Origin of the sequence: Massilia sp. WG5, assembly GCF_001412595.2 — a bacterium.
Taxonomy (GTDB): Bacteria; Pseudomonadota; Gammaproteobacteria; order Burkholderiales; family Burkholderiaceae_D; genus Telluria.
In genome coordinates this window covers 5,058,458-5,080,337 of record NZ_CP012640.2, presented here as the reverse complement: position 1 = coordinate 5,080,337, position 21,880 = coordinate 5,058,458, and the positions used below count along the sequence as shown (strand labels likewise).

General features: G+C 66.2%; 21 protein-coding genes. 6 read left to right on the top strand and 15 right to left on the bottom strand.

What is annotated here, in order from left to right:
- Positions 1-81 precede the first annotated feature (81 nt).
- Positions 82-894 carry a class III extradiol ring-cleavage dioxygenase gene (locus AM586_RS22675; RefSeq protein ID WP_047823341.1) on the top strand — a complete coding sequence of 271 codons (813 nt, stop codon included), beginning with the start codon at positions 82-84 and terminating at the stop codon, positions 892-894.
- A 140-nt stretch (positions 895-1,034) separates the two neighbouring features.
- On the opposite strand, the gene ylqF is transcribed toward AM586_RS22675, so the two are convergent.
- The 5 genes from ylqF to AM586_RS22650 form a co-directional block, all read right to left on the bottom strand.
- The gene (ylqF, locus tag AM586_RS22670) at positions 1,035-1,982 is read right to left on the bottom strand and encodes a ribosome biogenesis GTPase YlqF (protein WP_082439477.1); all 948 of its coding nucleotides are present in this window, start codon (positions 1,980-1,982) and stop codon (positions 1,035-1,037) included.
- Positions 1,983-2,012: 30 nt separating this feature from the next.
- Complete coding sequence (locus tag AM586_RS22665; protein WP_156328114.1) at positions 2,013-2,630, bottom strand: hypothetical protein; 618 nt, start codon at positions 2,628-2,630, stop codon at positions 2,013-2,015.
- A 9-nt stretch (positions 2,631-2,639) separates the two neighbouring features.
- Positions 2,640-3,959 (bottom strand): hypothetical protein, encoded by a 1,320-nt coding sequence (locus AM586_RS22660; RefSeq protein WP_047823346.1) that lies wholly within the window; start codon positions 3,957-3,959, stop codon positions 2,640-2,642.
- On the bottom strand, positions 3,934-4,818 hold the full coding sequence (locus AM586_RS22655) for a hypothetical protein (RefSeq protein WP_109370512.1): 885 nt from the start codon (positions 4,816-4,818) through the stop codon (positions 3,934-3,936). The genes AM586_RS22660 and AM586_RS22655 overlap by 26 nt, the downstream gene beginning before the upstream one ends.
- Positions 4,819-4,886: 68 nt before the next feature.
- Positions 4,887-5,816, bottom strand: a complete 930-nt coding sequence (locus tag AM586_RS22650; protein WP_047823348.1) for a histone deacetylase family protein — start codon at positions 5,814-5,816, stop codon at positions 4,887-4,889.
- Positions 5,817-5,934: 118 nt separating this feature from the next.
- Here AM586_RS22650 and AM586_RS22645 point away from each other — a divergent pair, with 118 nt between their 5' ends.
- The 5 genes from AM586_RS22645 (at position 5,935) to AM586_RS22625 (ending at position 11,868) form a co-directional block, all read left to right on the top strand.
- The gene (locus AM586_RS22645; RefSeq protein ID WP_047823428.1) at positions 5,935-6,855 is read left to right on the top strand and encodes a MoxR family ATPase; all 921 of its coding nucleotides are present in this window, start codon (positions 5,935-5,937) and stop codon (positions 6,853-6,855) included.
- Between the two features lie 16 nt (positions 6,856-6,871).
- Positions 6,872-7,900 carry a DUF58 domain-containing protein gene (locus AM586_RS22640; protein WP_052233369.1) on the top strand — a complete coding sequence of 343 codons (1,029 nt, stop codon included), beginning with the start codon at positions 6,872-6,874 and terminating at the stop codon, positions 7,898-7,900.
- Positions 7,897-9,930 (top strand): DUF3488 and transglutaminase-like domain-containing protein, encoded by a 2,034-nt coding sequence (locus AM586_RS22635; protein ID WP_047823349.1) that lies wholly within the window; start codon positions 7,897-7,899, stop codon positions 9,928-9,930. The genes AM586_RS22640 and AM586_RS22635 overlap by 4 nt, the downstream gene beginning before the upstream one ends.
- Complete coding sequence (gene mltB / locus AM586_RS22630) at positions 9,927-11,075, top strand: lytic murein transglycosylase B (protein ID WP_047823351.1); 1,149 nt, start codon at positions 9,927-9,929, stop codon at positions 11,073-11,075. Before AM586_RS22635 ends, mltB begins: the two co-directional genes overlap by 4 nt.
- A 448-nt stretch (positions 11,076-11,523) precedes the next feature.
- Positions 11,524-11,868 carry a hypothetical protein gene (locus AM586_RS22625; RefSeq protein WP_082439473.1) on the top strand — a complete coding sequence of 115 codons (345 nt, stop codon included), beginning with the start codon at positions 11,524-11,526 and terminating at the stop codon, positions 11,866-11,868.
- A gap of 157 nt (positions 11,869-12,025) precedes the next feature.
- Here AM586_RS22625 and cysM read toward each other — a convergent pair whose 3' ends face one another.
- The 10 genes from cysM to aroA form a co-directional block, all read right to left on the bottom strand.
- Positions 12,026-12,928 (bottom strand): cysteine synthase CysM, encoded by a 903-nt coding sequence (cysM, locus tag AM586_RS22620; RefSeq protein WP_047823353.1) that lies wholly within the window; start codon positions 12,926-12,928, stop codon positions 12,026-12,028.
- Positions 12,929-13,107: 179 nt separating this feature from the next.
- Positions 13,108-13,500, bottom strand: coding sequence for a helix-hairpin-helix domain-containing protein (locus AM586_RS22615; protein WP_047823355.1), 393 nt, complete (start codon positions 13,498-13,500; stop codon positions 13,108-13,110).
- Between the two features lie 105 nt (positions 13,501-13,605).
- Positions 13,606-14,610 (bottom strand): D-glycero-beta-D-manno-heptose-7-phosphate kinase, encoded by a 1,005-nt coding sequence (gene rfaE1, locus AM586_RS22610; RefSeq protein WP_052233370.1) that lies wholly within the window; start codon positions 14,608-14,610, stop codon positions 13,606-13,608.
- An 8-nt stretch (positions 14,611-14,618) separates the two neighbouring features.
- Positions 14,619-16,001, bottom strand: coding sequence for a UDP-glucose/GDP-mannose dehydrogenase family protein (locus tag AM586_RS22605; protein ID WP_047823357.1), 1,383 nt, complete (start codon positions 15,999-16,001; stop codon positions 14,619-14,621).
- Positions 16,002-16,013: 12 nt separating this feature from the next.
- The gene (gene lapB / locus AM586_RS22600; RefSeq protein ID WP_047823359.1) at positions 16,014-17,189 is read right to left on the bottom strand and encodes a lipopolysaccharide assembly protein LapB; all 1,176 of its coding nucleotides are present in this window, start codon (positions 17,187-17,189) and stop codon (positions 16,014-16,016) included.
- Positions 17,190-17,217: 28 nt separating this feature from the next.
- The gene (locus tag AM586_RS22595; RefSeq protein ID WP_047823361.1) at positions 17,218-17,520 is read right to left on the bottom strand and encodes a lipopolysaccharide assembly LapA domain-containing protein; all 303 of its coding nucleotides are present in this window, start codon (positions 17,518-17,520) and stop codon (positions 17,218-17,220) included.
- 228 nt (positions 17,521-17,748) lie between these two features.
- Positions 17,749-18,054, bottom strand: a complete 306-nt coding sequence (locus AM586_RS22590; protein ID WP_008446215.1) for an integration host factor subunit beta — start codon at positions 18,052-18,054, stop codon at positions 17,749-17,751.
- 29 nt (positions 18,055-18,083) lie between these two features.
- Positions 18,084-19,790 carry a 30S ribosomal protein S1 gene (rpsA, locus tag AM586_RS22585; protein ID WP_082439472.1) on the bottom strand — a complete coding sequence of 569 codons (1,707 nt, stop codon included), beginning with the start codon at positions 19,788-19,790 and terminating at the stop codon, positions 18,084-18,086.
- Between the two features lie 91 nt (positions 19,791-19,881).
- The gene (cmk, locus tag AM586_RS22580; RefSeq protein ID WP_047823367.1) at positions 19,882-20,544 is read right to left on the bottom strand and encodes a (d)CMP kinase; all 663 of its coding nucleotides are present in this window, start codon (positions 20,542-20,544) and stop codon (positions 19,882-19,884) included.
- Positions 20,545-20,548: 4 nt separating this feature from the next.
- On the bottom strand, positions 20,549-21,880 hold the full coding sequence (gene aroA, locus AM586_RS22575) for a 3-phosphoshikimate 1-carboxyvinyltransferase (protein ID WP_047823369.1): 1,332 nt from the start codon (positions 21,878-21,880) through the stop codon (positions 20,549-20,551).

Here is a 21,880-nt window from a genome sequence, read left to right as displayed (position 1 = left end):
CGCCGGCACCGTCGTTTCCGCCTGCGCGGGAACGACGACTGGGTTACCATGGCTTTTTCACTGTCCCGCCAAGGAGCCGCCATGTCCACCCGCCTGCCCACCTATTTCGTCTCGCACGGCGGCGGCCCGTGGCCATGGATGAAGGACCAGTACGGCGCCACCTACGACAGGCTGGAAGCCTCGCTGGTCGACATCAAACGCCAGGTGGGGGCAAGGCCGAAGGCCGTGCTGGTGGTGACCAGCCATTGGGAGACCGGGCAGTTCATGGTCTCGAGCGGCGCGGCGCCCGGCATGATCTACGACTACGGCGGCTTCCCGCCGCACACCTACCAGATCAACTATCCGGCCCCGGGCGAGCCGGAACTGGCCGCCCGCGTGGCGCAACTGCTGAACGCCGCCGGCCGGCCGGCCGGCCTGGACCCCGAGCGCGGTCTCGACCACGGCACCTTCTCGATGCTCTACCCGGTCTATCCGGAAGCCGACATGCCGGTGGTGCAATTGTCGATCCGCCAGGGCTATGACCCGGCCGTGCACCTGGCCGCCGGCCGCGCACTGGCGCCGCTGCGCGACGAAGGCGTGCTGATCGTCGGCAGCGGCCTGTCCTTCCACAACCTGCGCCAGTTCGGCCCCGGCGGCGCGCTCGCTTCGCACGCCTTCGACACCTGGCTGCAGCACGTGCTGCTGGAACTGTCGCCGCCCGACCGCGAACAGGCGCTGCTGCACTGGAGCGAAGCGCCCTTCGCGCGCCACGCGCATCCGCGCGAGGACCACCTGGTGCCGCTGTGGGTGGCGCTGGGGGCGGCCGAGCAGGAACCGGCGGCCTGCGTGTACCACGAGGAGAGCTTCTTCGGCGCCTTGACGGTATCGAGCTTCCGGTTCGGACAAGCCGCCTAAGGGCAATCCGCCCAAGTAACGGGGCCTCGAGCAAGCGTAGCGAGCGGCGGCAGTTCCGGTCGGGAAGCGCAGCTGTACTTACGGTACAGCGAGCATCGCAGACCGGAAATGCAACACGCAGTAGCTTGCTCGAGGTCCCTTCAGGTACCGCGCTTGCCGCGCGCGGCCTCTTCGGCTTTTTTCGCCGCCTTCTCGGCGGCGATGCGCGCCTTTTCTTCCATGTCGATGCGGTGCTTTTCCAGCGCCTCGGCGCGCGTGGCCGGGGTCTCCAGGCTGATGCGGCCCAGCGCGCCCTGGCGGTAGTCCTGCAGGAACACGTGGGAGGCTTTTTCGTAGTCGTAGTCGCCGCCGCGCACGCGGAAGCCACGGCGCGCGGCCACGCCCTCGATCACGCCGAAGCCGTCCATGCCCTCGGTCTTGAAACCGTAGCGGGCCGTGAGGAGCTGCGGGTAGCGCTCCAGCAGCAGCGTCCCCAGGAACTCGGCCACTTCTTCCTCGATCACGGCGTTGGTGCCGACCGCGTGGCTGGCGGCCAGCATCAGGCCGTCGCTTTCCATCGCGATCTTCGGCCACAGCATGCCGGGGGTGTCGACCAGCACCGTGAACTTGTCCAGGTAGATCTTCTGCTGGGCCTTGGTGACGGCCGGCTCGTCGCCGACTTTCGCCACGCGCTTCTTCAGCAGCGCATTCATCAGGGTCGACTTGCCGACGTTCGGGATACCCATGATCATGATGCGCAGCGGCTTGGTCGGCACCCCGCGGTGCGGGGCCAGGGTCTTGCACAGTTCCGGGATGCGGGCCACGTCGGACGGTTTCTTGGTCGTCATCGGATAGGCCGTCACGCCGTCCTGGGCGTCATACCAGGCGGCCCAGGCGGCGGTCGCGACGGGGTCGGCCAGGTCGGTCTTGTTCAGGACCTTCAGGCAGGGTTTGTTGCGGAACTTGCGCAGCTCCTCGACCATCGGGTTGCTGCTCGCCTGCGGCAGGCGCGCGTCCAGGACCTCGATGACCACATCGGTGTTTTCCATCTGCTCCGCGGCCTGCTTGCGGGCTGCGGCCATGTGGCCCGGGAACCATTGAATCGACATGCTTACTCTCAATATTGTGCGTACAAGCCGCTATTTTACGCTGGAGAAGGCCGTCAGCTCCTGTTCGGTAAAGGTCGGGTTCGCCACAGCCTGGCGCAGCAGCTCCGCAATGTCGCCGCGCCGCAGCAGGATCAGGTCCTGGCGCTGGCGCCCGAGTGCGCGCTGGATCAGCGGGTGGGCCAGCAGCCGGGCTTCCTTTTTCGGGGTATTCGGCACCACCCCGGTGAGCTGGATGGCGGCCTGGTCGGTCGCGTCGTATTCGCGCCCCACCGCCGCTTCGGCCTGGCCGGCATCGTCCACCAGCAGGCAGCGGATCGCGTAGGCCAGCGAAGCCAGCGCGTCCTCGGCCATGAGGGTCAGCAGGCCGCCCTCCACGTCTTCCCTGGGGATCATGCCCATGACTTCGTCCAGCACCGCCGGCCAAGGCTGCTGGTCCGGATCGTTCGCCAGGATGCATTGCCACAGTTCGGCGACGATCTCGCGCGCCCGGCCCTGGGTCTGCGGGGCCAGGAGGCTGGCGAAGCGCTCGGATGCGGGCATCAGGCGGGTCGCGGCCGCCGTGGCGCAGGCCAGCCGCTCCGCCTGCGGGAATGCCGCCAGGGCGGCCAACAGGGCCTGCTTGTCGTAGCTATACATCGAATCTGCCATTCGCACATTCTAACGCGCAAGCGGCTTTTGCCCGCACTCGCTCGGCGGCAGCGGCTGGCCGGGGTCGAAAGCCTGCAGCTCGCCGCTCGCCAGTTTCAGATCCCTGGCGAATTCGGTGAGGTAGCGCGTCCTTTCCTCGCTCTGCCATTCGGCGTCCGAAAAGCCCTCCAGCGGGTGCTTCTTGCTCGTGAATACCTTGCCTTCCAGGCGAGGCATCAGGGCGCGGTCGGGATCCGTGTTTTCCTTCAGCAGGTAGCCGTCGACGTCGCGCAGGGTCAGCGGCAGGGCCGCGTCCTGGTCGCGCATCAGCTTGCCGAACATGGTCAGCCTGAGCTCGTTGGGACCGGGACCGAGCACGTCGTTGAACGTCAGCAGGGCGAAGGGCCTGCCGCGCGTATCGTCGACCCGGCCGCTGACGATGTAGCGCCCCGGCATGCGCACCTCGGCTTTCAGGTAGAAGTCCAGCGAGCCGTTCTCGACCGCTTCGCGGATCTGGCCGGTCCAGACTGCCGGCAGCTCGGGCGTGTAGATCACGTCGAAGGCAACCACGCCGTTCTTGCCGTTCACGTTGTAGCTGACCTGGGTGCGGATGGTGCCCTTGAAGCCGGCCAGGCCGGTCTGGGCGGGCGCCAGCACGCCGGCGAAGGCGCCGTCGTTCGGCACCGGATCGGCGCCACCGCCGTCGTCGGCGAAGGCAATGCTCACCTGCGGCGTCTGGCGCGTGCCCTTGTAGGTGATGCCCTGCGCGACGGCGCGCGTGATCACCAGCGGCCGCACCTGGCCGGCGGCATCGACCGCGCGCAGCGAGAAGGCCACCGCCTCGCTGGCGGCCATGTAGACGCGCGACTGCGAGGTCTGCAGCTGCACGCTGCGGTCGGCGCCACCGCCCTGCAGGCGCATCGGGTTCATCTCGGTGACCGGGGCGTTCGGGGTGTTCTGGTCGGCGTTTTCCGACATCGGCCGCGATCCGGTCGGGTACTGGCTGCCGTCGCGGTAACTGCAGTAGGTATGGTCGGCCAGCTGGTAGTTGCTGACCAGCTGGCGGCGGCGCTCCTTGCGCTCGTCGACCGCCGGCAGGCCCTGCTCGTTCACCGGGTGGAAGAAGGGCTGGCCCGGCGGCGCCGGGGCCGGGGCCGCGCTGGCGACGGGCGCCGGGCCGCCGTGCTCCACCAGGCTCCAGACCAGGGCGGCCAGCCCGGCGAGCGTAAAAGCCGGCAGCGCCAGCCGGATCACAGGAAGGCGCAACCAGGGCCGCGGCGCGGACCTGGGCTTGCCGGGCTGGCGCCGCTGTTGCGGTGGTTTTTTAGCGCGCACTGTCCACCATCGCATTTCGGACCACCGATACGATGCCGCTCCAGTTCCCATTCGTGTAGTGGCGGTAGTTCTCGCCGTCGTCGCGGAAGGCGACCGCATGGAAGGCCCATTTGGTGCTGCCGCCATGGTTCGGTCCGGCGCCCAGGGTCAGGTCGTTGCAGAACCAGTCGCCCGGGTTGCACAGGGTCCGACCCGAATTGCCGGCGACGCCGCCCGCGCTGTGATAGGCCTCGACCTCGTCGTCCTGGCCCGGCAGGATGAAGGAATACAGCGTGCCGTTGGCGCCGGCATACATGTAGAACCAGATGTTGCGGGTGTCGTTGTGGTTGTACATGGCGCGCGCGGTCGCCACCCGCACGTCCTGCACCAGCGCCTCCGAGGTGGTCCAGGCGCCGATGTCGGCCAGTTCCGAACCGCCGCTGGAGCTGGCGGCGGCGCGCACCCACTTGATGTTCCAGCCGGTCTGGGCCCCGCCCGCGCTGCCGGCCAGGTCGCCGCACATGCCGACCGGGCTCGGCACGGCATTCTTCTTCATGCGCGCCGAGCCGCCGTAGTTGGCCAGGGTGTAGCCGAGCAGCAGGTCGCCGGCGCTGTGGGTCGCGATATAGCACCAGTTGTTGCCGGTGCAGAAGCAGTCGAGGGCGTTGCGGACCAGGTAGCTCTGGCTGGCGATGCTGCTGCGGCCGTCCCAGTTGACGGCCTTCTTGTTGACGCCCGCCGGCGCCGAGGCCGGGCCCCAGTAGGTGAAACTGTCGTAGTTGCCAATCGTGCCGCCGCCGTTGCGGCCGTTGATCCACAGGGTGTAGTTGGCGGCCGATGCCAGTCCGGTGAACGCGAGCAGGCACAGCGCAACGACGGTGCGCAGCAGTCTCATATCCCCTCCAGTCCTGTTTGTCGTGGAGGTTAGATATGGCCGCGTTATGCAGGGTTCCTGCGCCGGACTTAATCCAGCTCAGCGAGCGCCTTCACGTGCACGGCGACGCTGCGGCCCAGGGCCGACAGGTTGTAGCCGCCTTCCAGGCAGCTGACGATGCGCCCCTTGGCATGCTGGCGCGCGACCTCGACCAGCCGGTGGGTAATCCAGGCGTAATCGGCTTCGACCAGGGCCATGCCGCCCAGGTCGTCTTCCTTGTGGGCGTCGAAGCCGGCCGAGATGAAGATCATCTGCGGGCGGTGCGCATGCAGGGCCGGCAGCCACTGCTCCAGCACCAGCTTGCGCACCACGTCGCCGCCGCTGTAGGCCGGCACCGGAATGTTGACGCTGGTGGCCGTGACCGGGGTCGGTTCGGTGTACGGATAAAAGGGATGCTGGAAGAAGCTGGCCATCAGCACGCGCGGGTCGCCGCGGAAGGATTCGTCGGTGCCGTTGCCGTGGTGGACGTCGAAGTCGACGATGGCGACCCGCTCCAGGCCGTGCACCTCGAGCGCGTGGCGGGCGGCGATGGCGACGTTGTTGAACAGGCAGAAGCCCATCGGCTCGCCGGGGAGCGCATGGTGGCCCGGCGGGCGGATCGCGCAGAAGGCATTGTCGACGGCCCCCGCGATCACGTCGTCGGTGGCGGCGAGCGCCAGGCCGGCGGCGCGCAAGGCGGCGCGGTAGCTGTGCTGGCACAGCAGGGTGTCGCCGTCGAGCGGGTAGTGCTCGCCGGCGCCGGGCAGGTTGCCGCGCACCAGGTCGATGGCACCCTGGCTGTGGTTGCGCAGGATCGCCGCCTCGCCGGCCGGTGCGCCGTCGCGGCGCTCGACCAGGCCGTCCAGGCGCGCCAGGATCAGCTGGTCCTCGATCGCCTGCAGGCGCGCCGGCGTCTCGGGATGCCAGTCTCCCATCTCGTGCATGGAACAGTCAGGGTGGCTGTAGATTGCTGTGCTCATTATGCTGCGCTCATCCGTATCACATGGATCGGCGTTCTCGCATAGAATCGAAATGCCGAATAGATTGCCGATGGCGCTAATCTACCATGCGCCTTGGGCCGACGAGAAGAAGCCATCCATGTTCAAACAATTACACTCCGCCGCACGCCAGGTCGGCCAGATCGTGGTGGGCAAGGACCAGCAGGTCCGGCTCGCCCTCACCTGCCTGCTGGCCGGCGGCCACCTGCTGATCGACGACGTGCCCGGGGTCGGCAAGACCACGCTGGCGCATGCGCTGGCCCTGACCCTGGGCCTGCAGTTCAACCGCGTGCAGTTCACCAGCGACCTGCTGCCGGCCGATGTCGCCGGCATCTCGGTGTACGAGCGCGAGAAGAACGGCTTCGTGTTCCATCCCGGCCCCATCTTCACCCAGGTGCTGCTGGCCGACGAGATCAACCGCGCCACGCCCAAGACCCAGTCCGGGCTGCTGGAAGCGATGGAGGAGCGCCAGGTCACGGCCGACGGCGTCACGCGGCTGCTTCCCGAACCCTTCTTCGTGATCGCGACCCAGAACCCGGCGCACCAGATCGGCACCTTCCCGCTGCCCGAATCCCAGCTCGACCGCTTCCTGATGTGCCTGTCGCTCGGCTATCCCGACGCCAGCGCCGAGCGCGCGCTGCTGATGGGCGAGGACCGGCGCGCCATGCTGAAGACCCTGCAGCCGGTGATGCGCCCGGAAGAACTGCTGGATGCGCAGCGCTCGCTGCGCGCGATCCACGCTTCGGGCGCGCTGATCGACTACCTGCAGGCGCTCGCCCAGGAATCGCGCTCCGGCAAGCTGTTCGCCGAAGGGCTGTCGCCGCGCGCCACCCTGGCGCTGCTGCAGGCGGCGCGCGCCTGGGCCGCGCTGGAGGGCCGCGACCACGTGATCCCGGAAGACATCCAGACCCTGCTGGTGCCGGTCTGCGCGCACCGCCTGCGGCCGCTGAAGTCGGCGATCGGCGGCGGCGGCGCCAGCCGCGACCTGGTGCTGCAGCTGCAGAAGTCGGTGCCGGTATGAGTCGGCGCGTCTGGCGATGACGACCGCAGCCGTGACCAGGCTCCCGCTCGGCGTCCGCGTGTTCGGCTGGCTGCGCGGCCGGCGCAGCACCTGGCGCGAGCGCACCACCGCGCGCGACCGCGGCGAAGTGGAACTGAACCAGCGCCGCGTCTACATCCTGCCGACCCGCGCCGGCCTCGGCTTCGCGGCCCTGCTGCTGGCGCTGCTGGTCGGCTCGGTCAACTACAGCCTGGGCCTGGGCTTCGGCCTGACCTTCGTGGCCGCCGCCTGCGGCGTGGTCGACATGCTGGCCACCTACCGCAACCTGGCCCACCTGCACCTGCGCCCGGGCCGCGCCGGCGCCGTGTTCGCGGGCGAGGAAGCGCCGTTCGAACTGCTGCTGGCCAACCGCACCCGGCTCGACCGGTTCGCGGTCTGGGTCGACGTCGATACGGCGAAGGACCCGCGCCATGCGGTCGACGTGGCGGCGGGCGCGAACGCCACCGTGGTCCTGTCGGGCGCCAGCACCAGGCGCGGCTGGATGAAGGCGCCGCGCGTGCGCCTGGCGACCCGCTTTCCGCTCGGCCTGTTCAATGCCTGGAGCTACTGGCAGCCGGACAGCCGCGCGCTGGTCTATCCCTTCCCCGAACAGGACGCGCCGCCGCTGCCGGTCAGCGGCTATCCGAGCCCGGACGGCTTCGGCAGCGCCGGCAACGACGATTTCGCCGGCGTGCGCAGCTACCAGCCCGGCGACCCGCTGCGCCAGCTGGCCTGGCGCCACATCGCGCGCCTCGATCCCTCGCTCGGCGGCCAGCTGGTGACCAAGCAGTTCGAAGGCGGCGCGCTCGACGAGCTGGTGCTCGACCTGGACGCGCTGCCGCCGCGGCTCGACCTCGAGCTGAAGCTGTCGCGCCTGGCGCGCTGGGTACTGGAAGCGGAGCTGCGCGCCCTGCCCTATGCGCTGCGTGTCGGTGCGCGCAGGATCGACGCCGCGCTCGGCCCGGCCCACCAGGCGGCCTGCCTCGAAGCCCTGGCGCTGTACGGCAGCGCGGACGAGCGTCGATGAGCGCCGCCGCGACATCCGGGCCGCGCTCCAGCATGCCGCTGTCGCGCGACAAGCAGGACACCCTGCTGCTGCTCGCCAGTACCGTGCTGGTGCTGCTGCCGCATACCGCCCACCTGCCGCTGTGGGTGACGCTGCTGTGCAGCGCGACCCTGGTCTGGCGCGCCGCCCTGACCCTGCTGGGACGGCGCATGCCGGCCAACCTGGTGCTGGTGCCGCTGGCGGTGGCCGCGATGGCGGGCGTGCTGCAGACCTACCACACGGTGCTCGGGCGCGACGCCGGGGTCGCCATGCTGGTGCTGCTGGTGGCCTTCAAGATGCTGGAGATGCACGCGCGGCGCGACCTGTTCGTGGTGGTGTTCCTGTGCTTCTTCCTGGTGCTGACGAATTTCTTCTACTCGCAGGGCATCGGCACCGCGCTCCTGATGCTGGTCTCGATCGTGGCCCTGCTGACCACCCAGCTGTCCTTCCAGCTGACCGGCGCCGTGCCGCCGCTACGCACGCGCCTGCTGATGGGCGCGAAGATCCTGGCGCTGGCGGCGCCGCTGGCGGCCCTGGGCTTCGTGCTGTTCCCGCGCGTGGACGGGCCACTGTGGGGCATGCCCGACGATGCCCACGGCGCCCGCACCGGCCTGTCCGACAGCATGGCGCCGGGCCAGTTCTCGAACCTGGCGCAATCCGACGATCCGGCCTTCCGCGTGAAGTTCATCGGTGCGCCGCCGGCCCAGCCGCAGCTGTACTGGCGCGGCCCGGTGCTGGGCGCCTACGACGGCCGCACCTGGACCCGCCTGGGCCCGCACCCTTACCGGGGCCACCGGGCCGTGCAGCCGGTCTCGCTGTCGGTGCAGGGCGAGCCGCTGCGCTACCAGATCACGATGGAGCCGTCCAACACGCGCTGGCTGTTCGCGCTCGAGATGCCGCGCGCCCTGCCGCAATTGTCGGGCGGCGCGGCCGGCATCAGCCACGAGCTCGAACTGCAGGCCTCCAGTCCGGTGCGCGAGCGGATCCGCTACGAGCTCGCTTCCTACGTCGACTTCCGGCTGCAGGCCGGCGACAGCCTGGAGGACGCCTACCAGTGGCTGCTGCTGCCCTACGGCCGCAATCCGAAGGCGCTGGCGGCCGGCCAGCAACTGCGCCGCGACTATCCGGACCCGCTGCAGCGCGTGCGGGCGGTACTGCGCCAGTTCTCCACCGGCGGCTACGCCTACACGCTGGAGCCGCCGCTGCTGGGGGAGGACGCGGTCGACGAATTCCTGTACACCACCCGCGCCGGCTTCTGCGAGCACTATGCCGGCGCCTTCGTGTTCCTGATGCGGGCGGCCGGGATCCCGGCGCGCGTGGTGACCGGCTACCAGGGCGGCGAACTGAATCCGATCGACGGCTACTTCACGGTGCGCCAGTCCGACGCCCACGCGTGGAGCGAAGTCTGGCTGGCGCGGCTGGGCTGGGTGCGGGTCGATCCGACCGCCGCGGTGGCGCCCGACCGCGTGCAGCGCAGCCTGGCGCGCGCGCTGCCGGCCCCGGCGCCCTTCGGCCTCGAAGGCCTGGGCCGCCTGATGCAGCCGGATCCGGGTTCGCTGCTGGCCAGGGTCCGCTATGCGATCGGCGCCGCCAACAACGGCTGGAACCAGTGGGTGCTGAACTACACCCCGCAGCGCCAGCATGCATTGATGGAAACCCTGCAGGACCATGTGTTCAGCTGGCGCAGCGCGGGCCTGTTCGCGCTGGCCTGCGCGGTGTTGCTGCTGGCAGGAAAATTGTCGCGGCAACGGCGGGTCGACCCGGTCGATAGGCTATACTCGGCCTTGTGCCAGCGCCTCGGCCAACTGGGCTTGCCGCGTGCACCGGACGAAGGACCGACGGCCTACGCCGCGCGTGTCACCGGCGCCGCCCTTGCCCCCGAACCGAAGGCCGCCGCGGCCGAATTCCTGCGCCGCTACAGTGCCTGGCGCTATGCACCGCCGGCGCAGCCGCAGTCCTACGCGGCCGGCCTGCCGACCATCCTGAAAGAGTTGCTGTCCCGAGTTCGATGAAATCCTTTGTACCGCTGCTGCTTGCCTTCGCCCTCGGCGCTGGGCAAGCCTCCCACGCCATTGCCGCCAGCTCGACCCACCACGCCAGCGCCAAATCCGCCAAGACGTCCAGACTTGCCAAAAAAGCCAGGACCAAGCCTGTGCTGGCCGCGGCGGCGCCTGCGCGCCCGCGCATCGACTACGACGGCGAACAGGTCAATTTCGGCGAATGGCAGGCGGTGCGCGATTTCGAAGACGAGATGGTGAGCCGGAACGGCTTCGACCGCGCCGCACTGGACGAGATGGTGGTCAAAACCCGCTTCATCGATTCCGCCGTCCAGCTGGTGAAGCCGGCGCCGCCGGGCAAGCCGAAGAACTGGCAGGCCTACAGCGCACGCTTCATCGAACCGATCCGCATCAATGCCGGGGTCCGCTTCTGGAACGAGAACGCGGCCGAACTGGCGCGCGCCGAGGCGCTGTACGGCGTGCCGGCCGAAATCCTGGTCGGCATCATCGGCGTCGAGACCATCTATGGCCGCGACACCGGGCGCTTCCGCGTGATGGACGTGCTGACCACCCTTGCCTTCGCCTATCCGGAAGCGCCGAACCGCCTCGACCGCATGGCCTTCTTCCGCGGCGAGCTGGAACATACCCTGCTGCTGGCGCGCAAGGAAAACATCGATCCGTTCTCGCTGCAGGGCTCCTTTGCCGGCGCGGTCGGCATGACCCAGTTCATGCCCGGCAATGTCCTGAAATACGGCGTCGACTTCGACGGCGACGGCATCGTCGACCTGCGCAACTCGGCTGCCGACGCGATCGCCAGCGTGGCCAACTTCCTGGTCGCGCACGGCTGGGACCGCAATGCCACCGGCCCCTCGGTGTTCCCGGCCGACGTCGCGCCCAGCCTGGCCTGGCAAGCGCTGCTGGGCGGCCTCGAGGCGCGCTGGCAACCGGCCGAGCTGCAGAATGCCGGTGTCGTCACCCGCACGCCCCTGCCGGAACAGCGTCTTTACGGCTTGATCGACCTGCAGAACGGCGCCGACCCGACCGAGTACTGGGTGGCAAACACTAACTTCTTTGCTATTACTAAATACAATCGAAGTTATTTCTATGCCATGTCAGTGGTCGAGCTGGGACGCGCGGTGCGCCTCGCACGGGAATCCTGAGCCTTGCCAGGGTAGAAACTTTGTATCTCTTTGTAACGCTGCGGAAATATTACTGCTGAGTTAATGCAGTACTGATAAGCGGATACTCCCCCAGGGTATCTTCATTTCCTCATGTTAGTTCTTCGAGGAAACAGGCATTTCATCTCGATACCCCCACCATTCTTGGTCTTTTATTATTCTTTTTGGAAACGTGCGGCAGCGCATCGAGAATTGCTTTACACTTAAGTTTAAATAAAAAGCAATTAATTTTTCAGTGAGTTTGTGAGAGAATTGCATTGGGGCTATTGTTGCGACAGGACAACGAACTGAGCAAGCACGACTGATACTTATTGCTCTTAAGTACTAAATTGGAAATTAGTTGTATAATTTAGTAGAAATTTTCGAAACCTTGTTGGGAAACAAAGTCGCCAGCGAGCTCCTTCAACCCAAAAATAGGAATAGTGACATCATGACGAACCAAGTCGGCATTGATATGAACAGCGATTCGGAGAATGACGAACTGCTGCAGTACAACCCGAACCGCCTGCTCGACACCCTGATCGAGAACCTGCGCCTGAAGAACGACGCCGCCCTGTCGCGCGCTCTGGAAGTGGCGCCGCCGGTCATTTCGAAGATCCGCCACCACCGCCTGCCGGTCGGCGCTTCGCTGCTGATCCGCATGCACGAAGTCAGCGACCTGTCGATCCGCGACCTGCGCTACCTGATGGGCGACCGCCGTGCGAAATTCCGCATCAGCGACAAGCAGTTCAAGCCGAAAGACAAGGACAACAACGCCGGCGCCGGCGCGGAATAACCGTGGGCGCAAGGTCGGACGGCGGCAGAACCTGCCGCCGCACCGTGAGCATCAGCTACACCGACAGCAGCAGTACCGATTCTTCCTCGTGAGGGGAGACACCCAGCGCCAAGCCTTCGCGCCGGGAGCAGGAGAAACACGCTTTGAAGCGTGACATTCAGGCGGGGAACACGCCCGTCGACAGATAACGATCGCCGCGGTCGCAGACGACGAACACAATCGTCGCATTCTCCACGGTCTGCGAAATGCGCAACGCGATTTCGCAGGCCCCGGCCGCGGAAATACCGCAGAAAATTCCCTCTTCGGCCGCCAGTCGGCGCGCCATCTGTTCCGCCGCAGCCTGGCTCACGCTTTCGACCTGGTCGACGCGCGCCTTGTCGAAGATTTTCGGCATATAGGCTTCCGGCCATTTGCGGATGCCCGGGATCGACGAGCCCTCTTCCGGCTGGGCGCCGACGATGCGGATCGCTTCGTTCTTTTCCTTCAGGTAGTGCGACACGCCCATGATGGTGCCGGTGGTGCCCATGGCGCTGACGAAGTGGGTGACGCGGCCTTCGGTATCGCGCCAGATCTCGGGACCGGTGGTCTCGTAGTGGGCGCGCGGATTGTCCTCGTTGGCGAACTGGTCCAGGATGATGCCCTTGCCGTCCTTCTGCATCGACTCGGCGAGATCGCGCGCATATTCCATGCCGCCGGTCTTCGGGGTCAGGATGATCTGGGCGCCGTAGGCGGCCATGCTCTGGCGGCGTTCGATCGACAGATTGTCCGGCATGATCAGGAGCATCTTGTAGCCGCGAATGGCGGCCGCCATCGCCAGCGCAATGCCGGTGTTGCCGCTGGTCGCTTCGATCAGGGTATCGCCCGGCTTGATCTGGCCGCGCTCCTCGGCCCCGCGCAGCATCGACATGGCAGCGCGGTCCTTCACCGAACCGGCCGGGTTGTTGCCTTCGAGCTTGCCGAGGATGACGTTGTTGCGGGCCGCGGCGTCCGCGCCCGGAATGCGGACCAGCTGTACCAGCGGAGTGTTGCCGATCGTGTCCTGGATGGTCTTGTATGCCATGGGTTTGCTTCTGCTTTCTTGCGATCTCAAAAATGCCATTCTAATCCGAGATCAAGAGTGGCGTATTGAGGAGGCCGCAGAAGCCATGATTCGAAGCAATGTAGGGTGGGCACCACGTGCCCACGCAGACGTTCAGCCGAGCCTGCCTTCGCGTGGGCCCGGAGAGCCCACCCTAGCTGTCAGCTGGCGGCTTTAGCGCCTGCCTCAGGCTTCGCAGCCGTCTTCGAGGCCTTGGCCGGCTTGGCGGCCTTCTCGTCGGTCTTGGCCTTGGCGGCGCCGGAAGCGGCAGCCATCGGCGCACCTTCCATCGATTTGCCGTTCACCTGCAGGCCGGCTTCGGACAGCTTGGCGGCGCGCTTCTCGCCCACGCCCTTCACGCGCTTCTGGAAGTCGGCCCAGTCCTTGAACTCGCCTTTCTTGCGTTCGTCGAGGATGGTCTTCGACATGGCGGGACCGACGCCCTTCACCGAATCCAGCGCCGCGGCATCGGCCTTGTTGACGTCGACCTGGGCGAAGGCCATGCTCATCGACGCCGCCAGCGCAGCGATTGCGAGAAACAGTTTCTTGATCATTTTGTAATCTCCGTTGGTTGACTTATGAGGCGGCAGGCGCCGCCCGTATGTATTAACGGACCAGCACGCCCGGCGTTGACGCCGGGCGCTTACAAAAGATCAAGCTCAAGAATGAGAGTCGTCGGTGCGGCGGCGCTGCGCGAACAGCTCGTCGCGGGTGACGGTGGCGGTGCCCAGCTTGCCGACAACGATGCCGCCGGCCCGGTTGGCGGTGGCCAGCGCTTCGGCCAGCGGTGCGCCCGCGCCCAGCATCGCGGCCATGGTCGCGATCACGGTATCGCCCGCGCCGGAAACGTCGAACACCTCGCGCGCGTCCGCGTGCACGTGCAGCACCTCGTCGGCCGTGTACAGGCTCATGCCCTCTTCCGAACGGGTCAGCAGCAGCGCCGTCAGGCCCAGCTCTTCGCGCAGGTTCTGGGCCTTTTCGGTGAGCTGCTCCTCGGTCTTCCAGGCGCCGACGATGCGCTTGAGTTCCGACTTGTTCGGGGTCAGGATGGTGGCGCCGCGGTAAGGCGTGAAGTCGTCGCCTTTCGGGTCGACCATGACGGTCTTGCCGGCGTCGCGCGCCATGCGGATCATCTCCGCCACGTTGACCAGGCTGCCCTTGTTGTAGTCGGAGAAGATGATGACGTCGTAGTCCGGCAGCACGGCCTTGAACTGGGTCAGCTTGTCGCGCAGCGTGGTCTCGCTGGGCGCTTCCTCGAAGTCGATGCGCACCATCTGCTGCTGGCGGCCGATCACGCGCAGCTTGACGATGGTGGAGATCTGCTCGTCCCGCTTCAGGTAGCTGTCGATGCTGGATTCGCGCAGGATCTGCTCGACCTCGTCGCCGGCCTCGTCGTTGCCGACCACGCCCAGCAGGCCGCAGTGGGCGCCCAGCGCGGCGGCGTTGCGCGCCACGTTGGCGGCGCCGCCCAGGCGGGCTTCGCGGCGCTCGATGCGCACCACCGGGACCGGGGCTTCCGGCGAGATGCGCGCGACGTCGCCGAACCAGTAGCGGTCGAGCATGACGTCGCCGACCACCAGCAGGCGGACGGTCTCCAGGGCCGGTGCTTCGGCCTGGCGGTAGCTGTCGGTCGGCAGCAGGCGGCTTGGGATGTCCTGGTGCATCGTCGACCTCACTTGCTGGTCAGGACCGAACGGCCGATCCCGTGGTATTCGACGCCCAGGCCGGTCATCAGGGCCGGTTCATAGAGGTTGCGGCCGTCGATGATGACCGGGTTGCGCAGGAGCGACTTGATCTGCTCGAAGTCGGGGCTCCGGAAGGCCTTCCACTCGGTGACGATCACCAGCGCCTCGGCGCCGTCGAGCGCGTCCATCGGCGCATCCTTGAATTCGATGCGCGCCAGCTTCTCTTCGCCCAGCGCATCACCGCCGAAATCGAGCGCCAGCACCCGGCGCGCTTCCTCCATCGCCACCGGATCGTGCACGGCGACGGTGGCGCCGCGCCCGATCAGCTCGGCCAGCAGCACGCGCGACGGCGCTTCGCGCATGTCGTCGGTGTTCGGCTTGAAGGCCAGGCCCCAGACCGCGAAACGCTTGCCGGACAGGTCTTCGCCGAAGCGCGCCACGACCTTACGGCCCAGCACATGCTTCTGGCGCTCGTTGACGGCCTCCACGGCACTCAGGATCAGCAGGTCCTGGCCGTACTGGCGCGCGGTGCGTTCGATCGCCTGCACGTCCTTGGGGAAGCAGGAGCCGCCATAGCCGGCGCCGGCATACAGGAAGCTGTGGCCGATGCGCGGGTCGGAACCGATGCCGTGGCGCACCGCCTCGATGTCGGCGCCCACCTTGTCCGCCAGGTTGGCCAGCTCGTTCATGAACGAGATACGGGTCGCCAGCATGGCGTTGGCCGCGTACTTGGTGAACTCGGCCGAGCGCACGTCCATCCAGTAGGTGCGCTCGTGGTTGCGGTTGAACGGCGCGTACAGCAGCTTCATGAGCTCGCGCGCGCGCTGGCCGCTTGGGCTGTCGTCATGGCCGATGACGATGCGGTCCGGACGCATGAAGTCCTCGACCGCCGCGCCCTCCTTCAGGAATTCCGGATTCGACACCACCGTGAACTCGCTCTGCGCGCCGCGCGTGCCGAGCTCTTCCCTGATGGCGGCGGCCACGCGGTCGGCGGTGCCGACCGGCACGGTCGACTTGTCGATGATGACCTTGAAGCCGTCCATGTGACGGCCGATACTGCGCGCGGCGGCCAGCACGTACTGCAGGTCGGCCGAGCCGTCCTCGTCCGGCGGGGTGCCGACCGCGATGAACTGCAGCTGGCCGTGGGCCACACTGGCGGCGACGTCGGTCGAGAAATGCAGGCGGCCGGCGGCGCGGTTGCGCGCGACGATCTCTTCCAGGCCCGGTTCGTGGATCGGGATGCCGCCGTTGTTGAGCAGGTCGATCTTGCGCTGGTCGACGTCGAGGCAGAACACATCGTTGCCGAGTTCAGCGAGGCAGGCGCCGGTGACGAGACCGACGTAGCCGGTGCCGATAATCGTAATTTTCATATGCTTAATTCATCAATTCATGACATTCAGTTCTTCGGTACGGCGCGGGGGATAGGTTTCCCATTTGCTGCATCCCGGGCATTGCCAATAATACTGGCGCGCCTTGAAACCGCAGTGGCTGCACTGGTAGCGCGCCAGCTTCTGCGTGTATCCGTGGACCAGGTTTTTCACCATGGACAATTCTTCCCAGACATTTGCTGGCGCATCCATCAGGCGCGCCTCGAGCAGCTTGTCCAGGCCCAGCAAGGTCGGGTTGCGGCGCAATTCCTCGACCACCAGCTGTTTGGCAGCGTCGACGCCGTTCAGTTCGATGACGGCCTTGAACACCACCTCGATCAGATCAATGGATGACGCTTCCTGCAGGTAGGAACGCAGCAGGTTCACGCCTTCCTGCGGCCGGCCGACCTTGCGGTAGCCGTCCATCAGCCGTGCGGCGACCAGCGCCACGTGGGGCACGCTCTGCTGCTCGACGCGGCGCCAGGTCTTCAGGGCGCCTTCGATGTCGCCCTGGGCGGTCTGGGCGTCGCCGTACAGCATGGTGGCGCGCACGCTCTTGCGGTCGGCCTGCAGCGCCTTGTCCAGCAGCTGCATCGCATCGGCCGGCTGCATGTGGACCAGGGCGTCCTGGGCCAGCTCGCAATAGAACTGGGCGATTTCCTTGTGCTGGGCGCCGGCGCCGGATTCCTGCAGGCCTTCGGCGGCGGCGATCGCGCGGCGCCATTCCTTTTCGCGCTGGAAGATCTCCAGCAGCGCACGCCGGGCCTGCACGCCGTATTGGGTATCGACCAGCAGGTTGAAGGTTTCCTCGGCGCGGTCCAGCAGGCCGGCCTTCAGGTAGTCCATGCCGAGTTCGTACTGGGCGTGCACCTGCTGCTCGATCGGCAGGTCCGGGCGCGACAGCAGGTTCTGGTGGACGCGGATCGCGCGTTCGGTCTCGCCGCGGCGGCGGAACAGGTTACCGAGCGCAAAGTGCATCTCGGCCGTTTCCGGGTCGAGCTTGACGATTTCGATGAAGGCGTCGATCGCCTTGTCGGGCTGCTCGTTGAGGAGGAAGTTCAGGCCCTTGAAGTAGCCGCGTGGCAGGCTGCGCGATTCGGAGACGAGTTGCTTGATGTCGACGCGGGCGGCGATCCAGCCGAGGGCAAAAAAGACGGGGATGCCGAGCAGCCACCAGATTTCAAATTCCATGTGATTCTTGTTCTGTTATGAGGACAGCTCAGCGGGGCGTGACGCTGTCGGGTTGCGGGGCGCTGGCGGCAGTGCCGGCGGCGCTCTGCAGGGCCTGGATGGTGTTCTTGTGCTGGGAACTTTCGCGGCGGTGGCGGAACACGGTCGGCGTCACCGCCAGGATGCCGAGGAAGGCGCCGGCGATGAAAAAGGCCAGCAGCATCAGCACCAGGGGGCCGCGCAATTCATAGCCCAGGAAAAAATGCAGGTCCACCGGATCGGTGTTCTTCAGGGCGAAGCCGAAAAAGAGGACGAACAGGATGCATCCGAGGATGGTGGAAACAATCTTCATCTCATTAGGTCCTGTCAGGAAACACGTCAAAGGCGAAGTGTCGCATATTTGGGAGGAGTTTTCAAAAGGCAGACCCCGTCGTTCCCGCGCAGGCGCGAACCCAAGTTTTGCGTAAGTTATCGAAATGCGAACAAACCTGGGTCCTCGCCTTCGCGGGGACGACGTATCGGCGAAAAAAAACGGCATCCCGTGAAGGACGCCGTTTCTGCCTGCCGGACGGCAGACGACTCAGTCTTCGATGATCGGTTGCCCGACCATCGCGTCGACCCGTTCGCGCAACTGCTTGCCCGGCTTGAAGTGGGGCACCCGTTTTTCGGGCACCATCACCTTGTCGCCGGACTTCGGATTGCGTCCGATGCGGGGCGGCCGGCTGTTCAGCGCGAAGCTGCCGAAACCGCGGATCTCGATGCGCTGGCCGGTCGCCAGGGCGTTGGTCATCGCATCGAGGATGGTCTTGACAGCATATTCCGCATCTTTTGCCACCAGCTGCGAATAGCGCTCAGCCAGGCGGTTGATCAGCTCGGACTTGGTCATCTGCGTGGTCCCAGGTTAATAACCCTTGCTTAGTTCTTGTTGTCGAACTTGGCCTTCAGCAGTGCGCCCAGCGAGGTGGTGCCGGAAGCAGCGCTGTTGTCCGAAGCCAGCTTCTGCATGGCTTCCTGGGTGTCGGCATTGTCTTTCGCCTTGATCGACAGCTGGATGCTGCGAGCCTTGCGATCGATGTTGATGACCAGGGCTTCGACCTTGTCGCCCACTTTCAGGTGGGTGCCGGCATCTTCCACGCGGTCACGCGAGATTTCCGAAGCGCGCAGGTAGCCTTCGACTTCGTCGTTCAGCGCGATCACGGCGCCTTTCGGCTCAACCGATTTCACGGTGCCGGTGACCAGGGTGCCCTTGTCGTTCAGCGAAGCGTAGTTGTTGAACGGGTCGCCTTCCAGCTGCTTCACGCCCAGCGAGACACGCTCGCGCTCGACGTCGATTGCCAGAACCACGGCTTCCAGCTCGTCGCCCTTCTTGAACTTGCGCACGGCTTCTTCGCCGGCTTCGGTCCAGGACAGGTCCGACAGGTGCACCAGGCCGTCGATGTTGCCCGGCAGGCCGATGAACACGCCGAAGTCGGTGATCGACTTGATCGAACCCTTGACCTTGTCGCCCTTCTTGTGGGTCATGCCGAAGTCGTCCCACGGATTCGCCTTGCACTGCTTCATGCCCAGCGAGATACGGCGACGCTCTTCGTCGATTTCCAGGACCATGACTTCGACTTCGTCGCCCAGCTGGACAACCTTGTTCGGAGCCACGTTCTTGTTGGTCCAGTCCATCTCGGAGACGTGCACCAGGCCTTCGATGCCCTGCTCGACTTCCACGAACGCACCGTAGTCGGTCAGGTTGGTGACCTTGCCGAACAGGCGGGTGCCTTGCGGGTAGCGACGCGACAGGCCGGTCCACGGATCGTCGCCCAGTTGCTTGACGCCCAGCGAGACGCGGTTCTTTTCCTGATCGTACTTCAGGACCTTGGCGGTGATTTCCTGGCCGACGGTCAGGACTTCCGACGGGTGACGCACACGACGCCATGCCAGGTCGGTGATGTGCAGCAGGCCGTCGATGCCGCCCAGGTCGACGAACGCACCGTAGTCGGTGATGTTCTTGACGACGCCGGTGACCACGGTGCCTTCCTTCAGCGTTTCCATCAGCTTCGCACGCTCTTCGCCCATCGATGCTTCGATGACGGCGCGACGCGACAGCACGACGTTGTTACGCTTGCGGTCCAGCTTGATGACCTTGAATTCGAGGGTCTTGCCTTCGAACGGGGTGGTGTCCTTGACCGGACGGGTGTCGACCAGCGAACCCGGCAGGAATGCGCGGATGCCGTTGGTCAGGACGGTCAGGCCGCCCTTGACTTTGCCATTGACGGTGCCGGTGACGATCTCGCCCGACTCCATTGCTTTTTCCAGAGCCAGCCACGATGCCAGGCGCTTGGCCTTGTCGCGCGACAGGATGGTATCGCCGAAACCGTTTTCCAGCGATTCGATGGCCACGGAAACGAAGTCGCCAATCTGGACTTCCAGTTCGCCCTGGTCATTCTTGAATTCTTCGACGGGGATGAAAGCTTCCGATTTCAGGCCGGCGTTGACGATCACGAAGTTGTGATCCAGACGAACGACTTCGGCCGAAATGACTTCGCCCGAACGCATGTCTTGACGCGACAGCGACTCTTCGAAGAGTGCTGCGAAGCTTTCCATGCCGGTATCTTGATTTGCTGCAGTAGCCATGAGTTTTTGAAAGGTTAGCCAGCAGAACGGCGATATGCCATCTGAACTGGGTCAGGTTGAAACACACCCGCCGCTTGCGCCGCGGGCACCACTAGCTGTGCGACCACCACGCGAGCACCTGCGCGACCGCGTCATCCACGGTCATGTGCGAGGTATCGAGGAGATGCGCACCCTCTGCCGGCACCAGCGGCGCCACGGCGCGCTGTGTATCGCGCGCATCGCGGGACTGCAAATCCGCCAGCAGATCGTCCATATTAGCAGAAAACCCTTTGTCAATCAATTGCTTATACCGGCGTTGCGCACGTGCCTCAACGCTTGCAGTCAGGAAGACTTTTAACTTGGCGGCGGGGAAGATCACGGTGCCCATATCGCGCCCGTCGGCTACCAGGCCCGGCGTCTGCCGAAAGCCCAGCTGCAGCCCGAAAAGCGCCTGGCGCACGGCCGGCAGCGCCGCGATCTTCGACGCCATATTGCCGACTTCCTCGGCGCGGATGGCGTGGCTGACGTCTTCCGTGCCCAGGTAGATGTGGCCGCCGTTGAAGCGCGCCGGCAGGTGTTCGGCCACCTTGGCCACCGCATGCTCGTCCGACAGGATGGTGCCGCGGCGCAGCGCCGACAGCGCGGTCAGCCGGTACAGCGCGCCGGAATCGAGCAGGTGGAAGCCCAGGTGGTCGGCGACACGGTGCGCCACCGTGCCCTTGCCGGACGCGGTCGGGCCGTCGATGGTGATGACGGGAATATTGGAATGTGGCATGTAATCAGGATAAATCGTTCTTGGCGATCCCTGCAAATGTTTCGAAGTAATCCGGGAAAGTCTTGGCCACGCATTTCGGGTCGTTGATGCGCATGGCGTTGCCGCGCCGCGCCTTGCCGTCCAGCGAGGCCAGCGAGAAGCACATCGCCATCCGGTGATCGTCGTAGGTGTCGATGGTGGCCGGCGACAGCTGCGCCGGCGGGGTGATGCGGATGTAATCCTCGCCCTCTTCCACGATGGCGCCCACCTTGCGCAACTCGGTCGCCATCGCGGCCAGGCGGTCGGTTTCCTTCACGCGCCAGCTGGCGATATTGCGCAGCGTGCTGACGCCGTCGGCGTACAGCGCGGCCACGGCGATCGTCATGGCGGCGTCCGGGATGTGGTTGAAGTCGGCGTCGATGGCGCGCAGCACGCCGTTCGAACGCGCTTCGATCCAGCTGTCGCCCTTGACGATGGTGGCGCCCATCTGCTCCAGCGCGTCGGCGAAGCGCACGTCGCCCTGGATGCTGTCGCGGCCCACGCCCTCGACCCGCACCGGCCCGCCGGCGATCGCGCCGGCCGCCAGGAAGTAGGACGCCGACGAGGCGTCGCCTTCGACGTGGATGCTGCCCGGGCTGCGATAACGCTGGCCCGGCCGCACGGTGAAGGACGACCAGCCGTCCTGTTCGACCGTCACGCCGAAGCGGCGCATCAGGTTCAGCGTGATCTCGATATACGGCTTGGAGATCAGCTCACCCTCCACCTCGATCGTCACCGGCTGGTCCCTGGCCATCAGGGGCGCGGCCATCAGGAGCGCGGTCAGGAACTGGCTCGACACGTTGCCGCGCACCGACATGCGCGACGCGCTCAGCTGGCCGCGGCCGATCCGCAGCGGCGGATAGCCCGGGTTGCCGGTGTACTCGATGCGGGCGCCGACGGCGTTCAGGGCGTCGACCAGGTCGCCGATCGGGCGCTCGTGCATGCGCTGCACGCCGTGCAGGGTATAGTCGCCGCCGATCACGGCCAGGGCCGCGGTCAGCGGACGGATCGCGGTGCCGGCATTGCCCATGTAGAGGTCGGCCTGCTGCACGGGGAGCGTGCCGCCGGTGCCGTGCACGACATGGGTGCGCTCATCGCGCTGTTCCCAGCGGATGCCGAGCGACTTGAGCGCTTCCAGCATCACCTGGGTGTCGTCCGAGGCCAGCAGGTCGTGGATGGTGGTGGCGCCTTCGCTGAGCGCAGCCAGCAGCAGCGTGCGATTCGAGATGCTCTTCGAGCCCGGCAGGCGAACCGTGCCTTCGACGTGCATGACCGGCTCGAGGTCGAGGTGTTCGGGGTAGTGTTTGGACAGCGTCAT

Excerpts from the sequence above, each read along its gene's own strand:
- AM586_RS22675 (WP_047823341.1), top strand. The coding sequence starts at position 82 with ATGTCCACCCGCCTGCCCACCTATTTCGTCTCGCACGGCGGCGGCCCG.
- ylqF (WP_082439477.1), bottom strand. The coding sequence starts at position 1,982 with ATGTCGATTCAATGGTTCCCGGGCCACATGGCCGCAGCCCGCAAGCAG.
- AM586_RS22665 (WP_156328114.1), bottom strand. The coding sequence starts at position 2,630 with ATGGCAGATTCGATGTATAGCTACGACAAGCAGGCCCTGTTGGCCGCC.
- AM586_RS22660 (WP_047823346.1), bottom strand. The coding sequence starts at position 3,959 with ATGCGATGGTGGACAGTGCGCGCTAAAAAACCACCGCAACAGCGGCGC.
- AM586_RS22655 (WP_109370512.1), bottom strand. The coding sequence starts at position 4,818 with ATGAGACTGCTGCGCACCGTCGTTGCGCTGTGCCTGCTCGCGTTCACC.
- AM586_RS22650 (WP_047823348.1), bottom strand. The coding sequence starts at position 5,816 with ATGAGCACAGCAATCTACAGCCACCCTGACTGTTCCATGCACGAGATG.
- AM586_RS22645 (WP_047823428.1), top strand. The coding sequence starts at position 5,935 with ATGTTCAAACAATTACACTCCGCCGCACGCCAGGTCGGCCAGATCGTG.
- AM586_RS22640 (WP_052233369.1), top strand. The coding sequence starts at position 6,872 with ATGACGACCGCAGCCGTGACCAGGCTCCCGCTCGGCGTCCGCGTGTTC.
- AM586_RS22635 (WP_047823349.1), top strand. The coding sequence starts at position 7,897 with ATGAGCGCCGCCGCGACATCCGGGCCGCGCTCCAGCATGCCGCTGTCG.
- mltB (WP_047823351.1), top strand. The coding sequence starts at position 9,927 with ATGAAATCCTTTGTACCGCTGCTGCTTGCCTTCGCCCTCGGCGCTGGG.
- AM586_RS22625 (WP_082439473.1), top strand. The coding sequence starts at position 11,524 with ATGACGAACCAAGTCGGCATTGATATGAACAGCGATTCGGAGAATGAC.
- cysM (WP_047823353.1), bottom strand. The coding sequence starts at position 12,928 with ATGGCATACAAGACCATCCAGGACACGATCGGCAACACTCCGCTGGTA.
- AM586_RS22615 (WP_047823355.1), bottom strand. The coding sequence starts at position 13,500 with ATGATCAAGAAACTGTTTCTCGCAATCGCTGCGCTGGCGGCGTCGATG.
- rfaE1 (WP_052233370.1), bottom strand. The coding sequence starts at position 14,610 with ATGCACCAGGACATCCCAAGCCGCCTGCTGCCGACCGACAGCTACCGC.
- AM586_RS22605 (WP_047823357.1), bottom strand. The coding sequence starts at position 16,001 with ATGAAAATTACGATTATCGGCACCGGCTACGTCGGTCTCGTCACCGGC.
- lapB (WP_047823359.1), bottom strand. The coding sequence starts at position 17,189 with ATGGAATTTGAAATCTGGTGGCTGCTCGGCATCCCCGTCTTTTTTGCC.
- AM586_RS22595 (WP_047823361.1), bottom strand. The coding sequence starts at position 17,520 with ATGAAGATTGTTTCCACCATCCTCGGATGCATCCTGTTCGTCCTCTTT.
- AM586_RS22590 (WP_008446215.1), bottom strand. The coding sequence starts at position 18,054 with ATGACCAAGTCCGAGCTGATCAACCGCCTGGCTGAGCGCTATTCGCAG.
- rpsA (WP_082439472.1), bottom strand. The coding sequence starts at position 19,790 with ATGGCTACTGCAGCAAATCAAGATACCGGCATGGAAAGCTTCGCAGCA.
- cmk (WP_047823367.1), bottom strand. The coding sequence starts at position 20,544 with ATGCCACATTCCAATATTCCCGTCATCACCATCGACGGCCCGACCGCG.
- aroA (WP_047823369.1), bottom strand. The coding sequence starts at position 21,880 with ATGACGCTGTCCAAACACTACCCCGAACACCTCGACCTCGAGCCGGTC.